The sequence below is a fragment of the Pseudomonas sp. GL93 genome, assembly GCF_003408955.1.
Lineage (GTDB): Bacteria > Pseudomonadota > Gammaproteobacteria > Pseudomonadales > Pseudomonadaceae > Aquipseudomonas > Aquipseudomonas paracarnis.
The window spans coordinates 1-13,026 of the sequence record NZ_NKRF01000095.1; the positions used below are offsets into that span (position 1 = coordinate 1).

Below are 13,026 nucleotides of genomic sequence, written 5' to 3' on the forward strand. Positions count from 1 at the left end.
TTGCCTGATGTTTCCCACGGCCCCACGGGCGCCGCGGGGCTGCTTTGGCGGGGTGCGGTGACTGAATGCCGGGAGTTTCCGGGGCGTTGTTCGTAAAATTGCGCAACAAAGCCCGCCACGGCAAGCGTGGTGATCACATCCAGCCGCAAAATTCTCAGGATCACTGCAAAACCCCTGTGGGAGCTGGCTTGCCTGCGATAGCGGCGGTGAATCCAACACCGCTATCGCAGGCAAGCCAGCTCCCACAGGGGGTTGCATTTCAAGACGGAAGTCAGGCGTATTGCGCCGCCGCGTAGCCCGAGGCCCAGGCCCACTGGAAATTGAATCCGCCCAGGTGGCCGGTCACGTCCAGCACTTCGCCGATAAAGTACAGGCCGGGGCTTTTCAGCGATTCCATGGTCTTGGACGATACCTCCCGCGTATCCACCCCGCCCAATGTCACCTCGGCGGTGCGATAACCCTCGGTGCCGGCCGGTACCAGTTGCCAGCTCCCCAGCTTTTGCGCGATATCGGCAATTTCAGCGTGGGTGTACTGCTTCATCGGCTTGGATTCGAACCAGCTTTGGGCCAGCAGGTTGGCCATCTTCTTGGTGAAAATCTCGCCCAGCAGGGTTTTCAACTCGCTGTTGGGGTGTTCGGCCTGTTGCTGTTGCAGCCAGGCATGGGCGTCGTGGTCGGGCAGCAGGTTGATTTCTACCGTGTCGCCGGAGTGCCAATACGAGGAAATCTGCAAAATCGCCGGCCCGCTCAGGCCGCGATGGGTGAACAGGATGTTCTCGCGAAAACTTTGGCCGTTGCAGCTCACCAGGCAGTCGACCGAGGTGCCGGACAACTCGCCGCACAACTCCTTGAGCTGGTCGGTGATGGTGAACGGCACCAGCCCGGCGCGGGTCGGCAGCAGTTCATGGCCGAATTGCCTGGCCACTTGGTAACCGAAACCGGTGGCGCCCAGCGTCGGGATCGACAAACCGCCCGTGGCGATTACCAGGGATTCACAGCGCAGTTCACCCAAGGTGGTTTGCAGTTGATAGCCGCTTTCGAGCTTGGCGATTGCCTCGATGGAGGTGTCCAGGTGCAGGCTCACGCCGGCCTGGATGCACTCATCGAGCAGCATGCCGAGGATGTCGCTGGACTTGTTGTCGCAAAACAGCTGGCCGAGTTTCTTCTCGTGGTAGGGCACGCCGTGCTTGGCCACCAGCCCGATAAAATCCCACTGCGTATAACGGGCCAGGGCCGATTTGCAGAAGTGCGCGTTGTGCGAGAGGAAGTTGGCCGGCTCGGTGTACATGTTGGTGAAGTTGCAGCGGCCGCCACCGGACATCAGGATTTTCTTGCCGGCCTTGTTGGCGTGGTCGATCAACATCACCTTGCGCCCACGCCCGGCGGTGGTCAGCGCGCACATCAAGCCTGCGGCGCCGGCGCCAATGATCACAACTTCGGTCGAGCGCACAGCCATGTCCTCACAAAACTATTGATTTGAAATGCCATCAACACTGTGGGAGCTGGCTTGCCTGCGATAGCGGGAGTGGATTCACCGTCGCTATCGCAGGCAAGCCAGCTCCCACATTGATTCGGTTCCTGTAATGGGAACTCGGTGTTATTACAAAATGCGCACGCGCAGCGAACGGCCTTTGATCTTGCCGTCATTCAAACGCTGCAACGCCTGCTTGGCGATCCCGCGTTCTACCGCCACGAAGGCCTGGAAATCAAAGATCGCGATCTTGCCGACCTGGGCGCCCGGAATGCCGGCTTCACCGGTCAATGCACCGAGAATGTCGCCTGGGCGCACTTTGTCTTTACGCCCGGCGGCGATGCACAGGGTGCTCATCTGCGGCAGCAGCGGGCCGCCGCTTTGCGGCTTGAGGTTGTCCAGTTGGTCCCAGTTCAGCGGCGACTTTTGCAGTTGCTCGATGGCCTGGGCGCGGTGGGCTTCGGACGGCGCCACCAGGCTGATGGCGATGCCGGTCTCACCGGCACGGCCGGTACGACCTACACGGTGGATGTGAATTTCTGAGTCGCGGGCCAGTTCGACGTTGATCACCATGTCCAGGGCGTCGATGTCCAGGCCTCGAGCGGCGACGTCGGTGGCCACCAGCACCGAGGTGCTGCGGTTGGCGAACATCGCCAGTACCTGGTCACGGTCGCGCTGTTCCAGGTCACCATGCAGGCCAACAGCGGAAATGCCCTTGGACGTCAGGTGGTCGACGGTTTCTTGCACTTGCTGCTTGGTGAAGCAGAACGCCACGCACGAAGCAGGGCGGAAGTGCGCCAGCACCTTGGTCACGGCGTCCATGCGTTCTTCCGGGGAGATCTCGTAGAAGCGCTGTTCGATCTGATCATCGGAGTGGAACGCTTCGGCTTTCACTTGCTGAGGCGCACGCATGAACTTGGAGGCCAGTTGCTTGATACTCACCGGGTAAGTGGCCGAGAACAGCAGGGTCTGGCGGCGCGCTGGGGTCTTGCTGATGATGTCTTCGATGGCGTCGTAGAAGCCCATGTCGAGCATGCGGTCGGCTTCGTCGAGGATCAGGGTGTTCAAGCCGTCCAGCACCAGCGAACCTTTACGCAGGTGTTGCTGGATGCGTCCCGGGGTGCCGACGATAACGTGGGCGCCATGCTCCAGGGAGGCGATCTGCGGGCCGAGAGACACGCCGCCGCACAGGGTCAGTACCTTGATGTTGTCTTCGGCACGGGCCAGGCGACGGATTTCCTTGGCAACCTGGTCGGCCAGCTCACGGGTCGGGCACATCACCAGCGCCTGGCAACCGAAGTAGCGCGGGTTGATCGGGTTCAACAGGCCGATGCCGAATGCAGCAGTCTTGCCGCTGCCGGTCTTGGCCTGGGCAATCAGGTCCAGCCCTTTGAGGATCACCGGCAAGCTTTGCGCCTGGATCTGCGTCATCTCGACGTAACCCAGCGAGTCGAGGTTAGCCAGCATGGCGGCGGACAGGGGCAAAGTATTAAAAGCGGTGGCGATGGTAGTCACGGGACTGGCTCTGCAAAACAAAATGTCGCGCAGTGTACCAGTCTCGTGGGATTTTCCTCGCAAGTTCTCGACGAGACGCCCGTTAGTGCTCGATATCGTGCTCGCGGCTAACTACGCGTTTGCCGTCCTTGGGCGACAGTTGCAGGAAGATCGCCGCCGCCAGCATCGCCATGATGCCCACAGTGAGGAAGGTCAGTTGGAACGCGCCGAGGACACTTTCAACACCGTCATTGCCGGCCTCGGCAGTAAACCCGCCAAGCAATGCGCCGGCACAGGCCACGCCCAGGCTCAGGGACAATTGCGCCACCACCGACAACAAACTGTTGCCGCTGCTGGCCTGGGCGTCGTCGAGGTCGATCAGGGTCACGGTGTTCATCGCGGTGAATTGCAGGGAGTTGATCGCGCCGAGCACGGCCAGCATAGCCAGCAACAGTGGGTAGGGTGTGTGCTCGCTGACCAGGCCCATGCTCGCCAGCATGATGCCCAGGGCCAGGGTATTGCCGGTCAGCACGATGCGATAGCCGAGGCGCTCAATCAGTGGCCGCGCCACGGACTTGGCAAACATCGCCGCCGCGGCGAGCGGCAACATGCTCATCCCGGCTTCCGACGGCGAATAGCCCAGCGCCACTTGCAACAGCAGCGGCACCAGGAAGGGCAATGCGCCGCTGCCTAGCCGTGCAAACAGGTTGCCGAGGATCCCCACGGCAAAGGTGCGCGTCTTGAACAGCACCGGCGAGAACAACGGGTTATCAATATGCCCGGCGCGCAGCCAGTACGCCGCCAGGCAGGCGAACCCGCCGAACAGCAGCAATATCACGCGCAGGTGCGGCAGATGCAGTTCGCCCAGGCCCTCCATGGCGATAGTGATCAACACCATCGCTGCGCCGAACAGCAGGAAGCCAAGGCCGTCGAAGCGCGTGCGCTCGCTGCCGCGCAGGTCGGGGATGAATTTCCACACGGCATAGCAGCCGATCATGCCCACCGGCAGGTTGATCAGGAAGATCCAGTGCCAGGTCAGGTATTGCACCATCCAGCCGCCCATGGTCGGGCCAAGCAAGGGGCCGAGCAGGCCGGGAATCGTGATGAAACCCATGATCCGCACCAGCTCGGAGCGTGGATAAGCCCGCAGCACCACCAGCCGCCCGACTGGCAACATCAGCGCACCGCCCAGGCCCTGGATCACCCGTGCGCCCACCAGCATGCTCAAGCTACTGGACAGCGCACACAGCAGCGACCCGATGCTGAACAGCATGATCGCGCCAAAGAAAATCTTCTTGGTGCCAAAGCGGTCAGCGATCCAGCCCGACGCCGGAATCAGCAAAGCCACGGTGAGCATGTAGGCGATCACCACCCCTTGCATGCGCAGCGGGTTTTCCACGAGGTCCTGCGCCATGGCTGGCAGCGCGGTGTTGAGAATCGTCCCGTCCAGCGACTGCATGAAGAAGGCAATCGCTACCACCCAGGGAAGCCAGCGGGCGGTCTTGGCATCGAGAGGGGCACGATTCGGCATGGGATCCCTTTTAATTAGCAGGCTATGTGTTGGCGATTATGCGCCATCCGTCGCCCCTTTTCCCACTGGCGGTTCGTCTATATCTGACAATGTCACATGTTCGCCCACCAGGAAATCCAGCAACGCCCTATGCACTGCCAGCGCGGATTCGCGGGACTCCAGGTCGAGCAGATGGCCGGTGTGTTCGGCCACGGCAAAGCTGCTGCGGCCTACATACTGTTGGAACAACTGAGCCTCGGCGGCCGGCGTGTATTCGTCCAGTGCGCCGTTGAGAAAGTGCACCGGTGTTTCAATCTGCTTGAGTGCCGGCAGGTAATTGCCATCACCCAAGGCCAACACTTGATGGATATGAAAGCGCGCCTGGCGATACTCGGTGGTGGCCATGGTCGACAGGTGCCGATGGTTATTGCGTTTGAGGCGGGGCGACAGGTATTTGCCAACCGTTTCGTTGAGCAGATGGCCGACCGCCGACTTGTCATCGGCCTCGATCAGCAGGCGTACGCGCTCTACATACTCGAGCATCGCCTGGTTGAGGTTGGGCGCCAGGGCCATCACCACCGAGCTTTCGATAGAGGGCGGGTTGTGCGCCAGGGTCAGCAGCGTGGAGATCCCGCCCCATGACGCCGAGACCAGATGGTTGACGTCGAAGCGCGCCACCAAGGCCCGCAGGATTTGCACCTCGTCGTCCTTGGTGACCAGGTCGAGTTCGGTGTTGTGCTCGCGTGATAAGCCAGAGAATGGCAAATCGAATAGCAGCACATTGAAATGTTCGGCCAGGCATTTGCTGGTGCGGGCAAAAGAGCGCGTGGTGGACAGCGCACCGTTGACCATCAGTACGGTTTTTCTATGTGGGTCGTTACCGAGTTGCTCTACGTGAACGTTGTAGTGCTTGAACAAATTTTCTATGACAAAACTTCCATGGTCCATGTCAACGCTCCAGCTTGCCTTTCCCGGGCAAGGTTATGCTCTCGTGGGCAGGGGTGGCGAGAAGCCATCAACCGTTATAACGAGGAATGCGCAGGGCGACAACAGGCCGAACGGCCAAAACATGCGGGATAGACGTTTCTTTGCAGCGTAGGGTATTGCTCTGTAGGAGCGAGCTTGCTCGCGAAGAACGTCAACGATAACGCAGCGCTGACAGCCAGCCCGCGTTGCCTTTACGTTCTTCGCGAGCAAGCTCGCTCCTACAGTTTAGAGGGTCAGCGTCAGGCGTTTTACCAAAGCGCCTGGCAACAGGTTGGAAGCGGTATTGCGCTGGTCATAGGTACTGGCCGACAACAGCAACTCTCGATCAGCGGTCAGCGCTTCCAATTGTGAACCGAGCAACTGATAGACACTGTCATCAAAGCGCATGGTGCTGACCGGCGCCTTGATCTCGCCGTTTTCCACCCAGAAGGTTGCAAAGCGCGTCATGCCGGTCAGGCGCGCTGCCGGCAGGTCGGAGTAGTTCAGGTACCAGAGGTTGCTGATATACAGCCCGGTGCCCAACTGTTTGAGAATATCGGCCTGGGCCAGGCTGCCGGCCGCCATTTGCAGGGCGCTGGGCGACTCGTCGCTGCTGGCGCCGTTGGTGTTCAAACCGTATTCGGCGGCGCTGCGCGAGTTGACCAACTGGCCCTCGGCCTTGCCTGCGTTGATCAGGGTGACATCCTTGCGCGGGTAGCCTTCAGTGGAAAACGCCTGGCTCAGGGAGCCGCTGATCTGCTCATCCACCGTCACCAGCGGGCTCAGTGACTGATCACCCGCGTACAGGCGTTGCAACGAACTGCCTTTGCTCGCGATGGCCTGGGCCGAAAAACCACCCCAGGTGATGATGCTGATGATTTCTTCCAGCGCTGCCGGCGCCAGGTAGGCGCGATATTGGCCCGGCGCCAGGTTGTGGAGCGGGCGACCGAGAAACGCCAGTTGCTCACGGGCCTGTTGGAAACGGGCGGCGAATTCAGCGCTGTTCCAGGTGTGCCCGGCGTAGCTGGCTTTTACCGCTTCGCCATTGGCGTGAAACAGGCTGAAGTCGAAATTGAAGCTGTTAGCCCGGTGCCAGCCGAGCGCCCCCGATGAGCTGGCGAAACCACGGCTGATGGGGCCGGCGGCGTAGAAGCCAACCAGGTCCACGCCGTCGGCGGCCCGGCTGATATCGTCCAGCACTTGGGCCAGTTCCGGCAGCGGGCGCAGCTGTTCGTTATGGTTGTGCCAGGCGTCGGGGTTCAGCAGCAGGTACGGGTCAGGCGGCAACAGCGGCAAGGTTTCGCGCAGTTGTTGCAGGCCGTCGGCCAGGCGCTTGCGATCCAGCTGCGCCTCGCCGGACAGGGTGATACCCAGGTCGGCGTGGCGCCCATCGTTGATCAGCTTGAGGTTCAGGCTGGCCTGTTGTACCTGGCCAGCCTGGCGTACCTGCGCGTGGTTGAACCGCACGAACTCGGACGCTTCATCCGCGTAGCCGAGTTGAAAGTGTTCCTTGTCGGTAATGGCGTGCTTGAGCCAGTCCACCAGTGCCTTGAAGTGGTTCATCAGGCATCTCCCCCAAATACATCGACATTGCTGAATACACAGGCCGGCGACGCATGGCCGACGCGGATCACCTGGTTGGGTTCGCCTTTGCCGCAGTTTGGCGTGCCTAAGACCTTGAAGGTGCTGGCGTCGCCCACCGCGCTGAGCTTGCGCCAGAACTGCGCGGAAATCGCCCGGTAGTTGGGGTTCTTCACCACGCCCTTGAGTTCGCCGTTTTCGATCAACTGGCCCCACTCGCAGCCGAACTGGAACTTGTTGCGCGCATCGTCGATGGACCACGAACGGTTGGTCGACATCAGGATGCCGTTTTCAATGCCGGCCACCAGTTGTGCGAGGCTTTTATCCCCAGGCTCGATATTCAGGTTGGCCATGCGGTCGATAGGTGCACGGTTCCAGCCGCAAGCGCGGCTGTTGGCAACGCCTGGCAGGTTGGCGCGAAATTGCGATAAGGCGCCGCCCAAGGGCTTGAGCAGCAGGCCCTCGCGAATCAGAAATTGCTTGCTGGCAGGCGTGCCGTCGTCGTCATGAGCGTAGCTGGCAAGCTGTTCGGGGATGTCCGGGTCGAAGGTAACGTTGAGCAGCGGTGAGCCATATTGCAGGTGGCCGAAATCGCTGGCTTTCACAAAACTGGTGCCGGCGTAATTGCGCTCGTCACCGAGGATGCGATCCAGCTCCAGCGGGTGGCCGATGGACTCGTGGATCTGCAGGATCATCTGGTCGGGCATCAGCAGCAGGTCACGCGGGCCGTGGGGCGTATTCGGTGCGAGCAGCAATTGCAGGGCTTCATCGGCCACCTTGCGCGCGGCGCCCATCAGGCCGAAGCGCTGGATCACACCGGCACTGCCTTGCTGGCCGAAGTTGGTACCGCCCAGGGTGCGGGTCTGGCTGTCGTTGCCGTCGAAGGCGGTCACGCTCAGGCCCGGAAAGACGAAGCGCTGGGCCTGACGCAATTGCGCGCCGGCGCTGTTGAGGTAGATCTGTTCAACCCGCGTGGTCCCCAGGCTGACTTCCCAGCTCACCAGGCGCTCATCCTTGGGCACGGCGGCGGACTCATCGCCGAGCAATTGGTAGCAGTCGCTCAGGGATGGAAAGGGCTGGTCGAGGTCGGGCGACAGGTAGTCGGCGACATCGCTGGACACCGGTTGCTGGTGCAGGTCGAGCAGGGCGTGGGGCTTGATCAACCGGGCTTGCTGTTCAGCACGCTCAAGGGCGGCTTGCAGACCGGCAAGGGAAATATCGTTGGTCGCGGCGTAGGCTTCCACGCCGTTGAGGCGCACGGTGAGCATGGCGCCTTCGTCATGGCCCAGGTGAGGCGGCTCGGCAACATTCTTGCGTACCGACAGGTACTGGCCGGATTCGCGTACGTAGCGCAGGGAGAAAAATTCAGCGGTGGTGCGCAGAGCACCGAAGTGTGTCTTGAGCGTGGCGTGGTGTTCGAACATGGGGCCTTCCTTGTGGGCGGCTCGGCGCGGGCAGGCGAACAGAGTAGGCCTGGGCGGGGAGCTGATCAAGGGAGGTTTTGTTGTGTCTGGTCGGGCCTTATCGCGGGCAAGCCCGGCTCCCACAGTTGACCGAGTTGTTCAGGCGAACTCGGTCAACTGTGGGAGCTGGCTTGCCTGCGATACAGGCGCCGCGGTGCTTGAGTTACTGCGCCAATGGCCCCACTTCACGCAACGGCTTGCCACGCACCGGCGCATCGCCTGCCACGTAGTAGTCGGCGGTGCTGCGCGGCAGTGGCTTGCGGCCACGGATCTTGTCGGCGATTTTCTCGGCGATCATGATCGTCGGCGCGTTCAGGTTGCCGGTGGTGATGATCGGCATGATCGACGCATCGACCACACGTAGGCCCTGCATACCATGTACGCGGCCTTCACCATCGACTACGGCCATCTCGTCGGTGCCCATCTTGCACGAGCAGGAAGGGTGGAACGCGGTCTCGGCGTGCTCGCGGATGAACTTGTCCAACTGCTCATCGGTTTGCACTTCAATGCCCGGGCTGATTTCGCGGCCACGGTATTGATCCAGCGCCGGCTGTTGCATGATTTCGCGGGTCAGGCGGATGCCATCGCGAAATTCCTGCCAGTCCTGCTCGGTGGCCATGTAGTTGAAGAGGATGCTCGGGTAGTCCCGTGGGTTCTTCGACTTCAGCTGGATACGGCCACGGCTTGGCGAACGCATGGAGCCCATGTGCGCCTGGAAACCGTGCTCTTTCACACCGTTGCTGCCGTTGTAGTTAATCGCCACCGGCAGGAAGTGATACTGGATGTTCGGCCACTCGAACTCTTCACGGGTACGAATGAAACCGCCCGCTTCGAACTGGTTGCTGGCGCCGATGCCGGTGCCGTTGAACAGCCATTCGGCACCAATCGCCGGCTGGTTGTACCAGAGCAGCGACGGGTACAGCGACACTGGCTGGGTGCACGCATATTGCAGGTACAGCTCAAGGTGGTCCTGCAGGTTTTCACCCACGCCCGGCAGGTCGTGGACCACCGGGATGTCGAGGCTTTCCAGCAGTTTGGCCGGGCCGACGCCGGAGCGTTGCAGCAATTGCGGCGAAGCGATTGCGCCGCTGCAGACCAACACTTCTCTACGCGCACGGGCTTCAACGCGCTCTTCGGCGGCGCCAATCAGGTAACGCACGCCTACTGCACGCTTGCCTTCGAACAGTACTTTGTCGGTGAGGGCATGGGTGACGATGGTCAGGGTCGAACGCTTTTTAGCCGTGTCCAAGTAACCGCGCGCGGTGCTGGCGCGACGGCCGTTCGGCGTGACGGTACGGTCCATCGGGCCGAAGCCTTCTTGCTGGTAGCCGTTCAAGTCTTCGGTACGCGGGTAACCGGCCTGCACGCCGGCTTCGACCATGGCGTGGAACAGTGGGTTATTGCCGGCTTTCGGCGTGGTCACGCTGACCGGGCCATCGCCACCGTGCCAGTCGTTCGGGCCGATGTCGCGGGTTTCGGCCTTGCGGAAATAGGGCAGGCAGTCGAGGTAGGTCCAGTTTTCCAGGCCTGGCAATTTCGCCCAGTTGTCGTAATCCATGGCGTTGCCACGGATGTAGCACATGCCGTTGATCAGCGAAGAGCCGCCGAGGCCCTTGCCGCGACCGCACTCCATGCGACGGCCGTCCATGTGTGGCTCTGGATCGGTTTCGTAGGCCCAGTTGTAGCGGCGGCCTTGCAGTGGGAAGGCCAGGGCGGCTGGCATCTGGGTACGGAAGTCGAGACGGTAGTCCGGGCCGCCGGCTTCCAGCAGCAGGACGGTGACGCCTTCGTCTTCGGTCAGACGGGTCGCCAGGGAGTTACCGGCGGAGCCGGCACCCACAATGATGTAATCGTATTCTTGGGACATGAATGTACCCTCGTAAAATGGGTTCAGGCTGCTTTTGTGGCGAGGGAGCTTGCTCCCGTTCGACTGCGCAGCAGTCGCAAAATCAGCGCTCGAGTTCTGTCTGAAAGAACTACTGGGTCTGGAATGGGGCTGCTTCGCAGCCCAGCGGGAGCAAGCTCCCTCGCCACAGAGGAGCATTCCAGGCCCATAAGGTGTTAGAACACCGAGGCGTAATCGCCCAACTCAACCTGTACCGATTTGATGCGGGTGAAGTTGTTCAGCGAGCTGATGCCGTTCTCACGGCCCACACCCGACTGCTTGTAGCCGCCAACCGGCATCTTCGCGTCGGACTCGCCCCAGGCGTTGATCCAGCAGATACCGGCTTCCAACTGATGAATCACGCGGTGGGCGCGGTTCAGGTCCTTGGTGACCAGGCCGGCAGCGAGGCCGAAGTCGGTGTCGTTGGCGCGGCGGATCACTTCTTCTTCGGTTTCGTAGGTGAGGATGCTCATCACCGGGCCGAAGATTTCTTCACGCACGATGACCATGTCGTCGGTGCAGTCGGTGAATACGGTTGGGGCCACGAAGGCGCCTTTGGCGAAGTCGCCGTCGGTCAGGCGGTCGCCACCGCACAGCAGGCGGGCGCCTTGCTCTTTGCCCTTGGCGATGTAGCCCAGCACGCTTTCCATGTGGGCGAAGCTGACCAGCGGGCCGAAGTTGGTGTTTTCGTCTTCCGGGTTGCCGATGCGAATACGCGCAACACGCTCAACGATCTTGGCTTCGAAGGCTGCTTGCAGGTGCTTGGGCACGAACACGCGGGTGCCGTTGGTGCAGACCTGGCCGGAGCTGTAGAAGTTGGCCATCATCGCGGTGTCGGCGGCGCGGTCGAGGTCGGCGTCGTCGAAAATGATCAGCGGGGACTTGCCGCCCAGCTCCATGGTCACGTCCTTGAGCGAGGAACTCGACGCGCTGGCCATGACTTTCTTGCCGGTGTCGGTGCCGCCGGTGAAGGAGACTTTTTCGATGCGCGGGTGCTCGGTCAGCCAAGTGCCGACTTCACGGCCGCTGCCGGTCAGTACGTTGAACACGCCCGCTGGAACGCCAGCCTCGGTGTAGATCTCGGCCAGTTTCAGGGTGGTCAGCGAGGTGACTTCGCTTGGTTTGAAGATCATCGCGTTACCGGCAGCCAGGGCCGGTGCGGATTTCCACAGGGCGATCTGGATCGGGTAGTTCCACGCGCCGATACCGGCAACCACGCCCAGTGGCTCGCGGCGGGTGTAGACAAACGAGGTGTCGCGCAGTGGGATCTGCTCGCCTTCGATGGCAGGCACCAGGCCGGCGTAGTATTCCAGCACGTCAGCGCCAGTGACGATGTCGACGTACTTGGTTTCGGAGAAGGCTTTACCGGTGTCCAGGGTTTCCAGGGCGGCCAGTTCATCGTTGCGCTCGCGCAGGATGTCCACGGCACGACGCAGGATGCGCGAACGCTCCATGGCGGTCATGGCGGCCCAGATTTTCTGGCCTTTTTCAGCGCTGACCACGGCACGTTCAACGTCATCGAAGGTGGCGCGTTGCACTTGGGCGAGAACTTCACCGTTAGCCGGGTTGATGGCTTCGAAGGTGGCATCGCTGCCAGCGTCGCTGTAGCCGCCGTCAATGTAGAGTTTTTGCAGGTCGAAACGGGCCATAAAGTCCTCGCAAGTGCATAAGTGGTTGGCGTTACCCGCCGTACAGTGGGCCATGGAGTTGTGGCAACACTGAGCGGCGGACGTTCAGGGGTTGAGCGTTTATAAGGGCTCTAACTCACCTGCTTGGCCAATTGGAAATCCATGTATTCGTAAGCGATCCGTTGCGCCTGCTCCGTGTCGAAAGCGTCTCCCGACAGGGCGCCGCGCAACCACAAACCGTCGATCAAAGCCGCCAGGCCGCGGGCTGCGCTGCGTGCCTCGGGTAACGGCATCGCACGGCGGAACTGGCAACACAGGTTGGAATACAGACGGTGATCGTTGATCCGCTGCAACCTGTGCAATGACGGGTGGTGCATGCTGGTGGCCCAGAAGGCCAGCCAGGTTTTCATTGCCGGGCCGTTGACCTGGCTGGCGTCGAAGTTGCCTTCGATGATCACCTGAAGGTGCGCCCGTGGGCTGTCATCCTTCAAGGCACGCCTGCGCTCTTGCACGTTCTCGATCAGCGCATTCATCAGGTAGCGCATCGTCGCTGCGATCAGGCCGTTCTTGTCCTGAAAGTAGTGGCTGATGATGCCGTTCGAGACGCCGGCCAGACGAGCGATCAGCGCAATGCTGGCATCTCCCATCCCGACCCGATCGATGGCCGTCAACGTGGCTTCGATCAACTGCTGGCGGCGTATGGGTTGCATACCGACCTTGGGCATGTAGCACCTCTCCTTAGGCCTACCGATGGGCGATCCACGTCCGTCGGCTTGAGGGCCAGTCTATTTTGTTTTGATTGAACGTTCAATCAACAAAGAATAAGATCTGCGACAAATGGTCGCTGCCTACAGATGTTTCCTACCTGCGAGCTGCAACCTTCGACACCTGCAAAAACCCTTGAAACAGGCCACTTCAGAGCCTGGTCACCGCTTTGGCGGGCTCAAGAATTTTCGGGGTGTCTTTATAACACCCGTCCGTCGACTGCCGAAAAATCGATGTCCCGGGATAACCGTTGCCTTGTGTTT

At 61.2% G+C, this 13,026-nt stretch carries 9 protein-coding genes; all 9 read right to left on the minus strand.

Annotated features, from left to right (window positions below; genetic code table 11):
- Positions 1 to 271: 271 nt before the first annotated feature.
- The gene (locus tag CER19_RS21540; RefSeq protein WP_116667990.1) at positions 272 to 1,450 is read right to left on the minus strand and encodes an NAD(P)/FAD-dependent oxidoreductase; all 1,179 of its coding nucleotides are present in this window, start codon (positions 1,448 to 1,450) and stop codon (positions 272 to 274) included.
- A 150-nt stretch (positions 1,451 to 1,600) separates the two neighbouring features.
- Positions 1,601 to 2,938, minus strand: coding sequence for an ATP-dependent RNA helicase DbpA (dbpA, locus tag CER19_RS21545; RefSeq protein ID WP_256660515.1), 1,338 nt, complete (start codon positions 2,936 to 2,938; stop codon positions 1,601 to 1,603).
- Positions 2,939 to 3,068: 130 nt separating this feature from the next.
- Positions 3,069 to 4,496, minus strand: a complete 1,428-nt coding sequence (gene mdtD, locus CER19_RS21550; protein ID WP_116667906.1) for a multidrug transporter subunit MdtD — start codon at positions 4,494 to 4,496, stop codon at positions 3,069 to 3,071.
- 36 nt (positions 4,497 to 4,532) lie between these two features.
- Positions 4,533 to 5,423: an alpha/beta fold hydrolase gene (locus CER19_RS21555; RefSeq protein ID WP_116667907.1), complete on the minus strand. Its 891-nt coding sequence runs from the start codon at positions 5,421 to 5,423 to the stop codon at positions 4,533 to 4,535.
- A 264-nt stretch (positions 5,424 to 5,687) separates the two neighbouring features.
- Positions 5,688 to 7,004 (minus strand): TldD/PmbA family protein, encoded by a 1,317-nt coding sequence (locus tag CER19_RS21560; RefSeq protein ID WP_116667908.1) that lies wholly within the window; start codon positions 7,002 to 7,004, stop codon positions 5,688 to 5,690.
- Positions 7,004 to 8,446, minus strand: a complete 1,443-nt coding sequence (locus tag CER19_RS21565) for a TldD/PmbA family protein (protein ID WP_116667909.1) — start codon at positions 8,444 to 8,446, stop codon at positions 7,004 to 7,006. Before CER19_RS21565 ends, CER19_RS21560 begins: the two co-directional genes overlap by 1 nt.
- Positions 8,447 to 8,648: 202 nt before the next feature.
- Positions 8,649 to 10,352 (minus strand): choline dehydrogenase, encoded by a 1,704-nt coding sequence (betA, locus tag CER19_RS21570; protein ID WP_116667991.1) that lies wholly within the window; start codon positions 10,350 to 10,352, stop codon positions 8,649 to 8,651.
- A 194-nt stretch (positions 10,353 to 10,546) separates the two neighbouring features.
- Entirely contained in the window at positions 10,547 to 12,019 is a 1,473-nt protein-coding gene (gene betB, locus CER19_RS21580; RefSeq protein ID WP_003194920.1) for a betaine-aldehyde dehydrogenase, read from the minus strand.
- 110 nt (positions 12,020 to 12,129) lie between these two features.
- Positions 12,130 to 12,723 carry a transcriptional regulator BetI gene (gene betI / locus CER19_RS21585; protein WP_054898188.1) on the minus strand — a complete coding sequence of 198 codons (594 nt, stop codon included), beginning with the start codon at positions 12,721 to 12,723 and terminating at the stop codon, positions 12,130 to 12,132.
- Between the last annotated feature and the right edge of the window lie 303 nt (positions 12,724 to 13,026).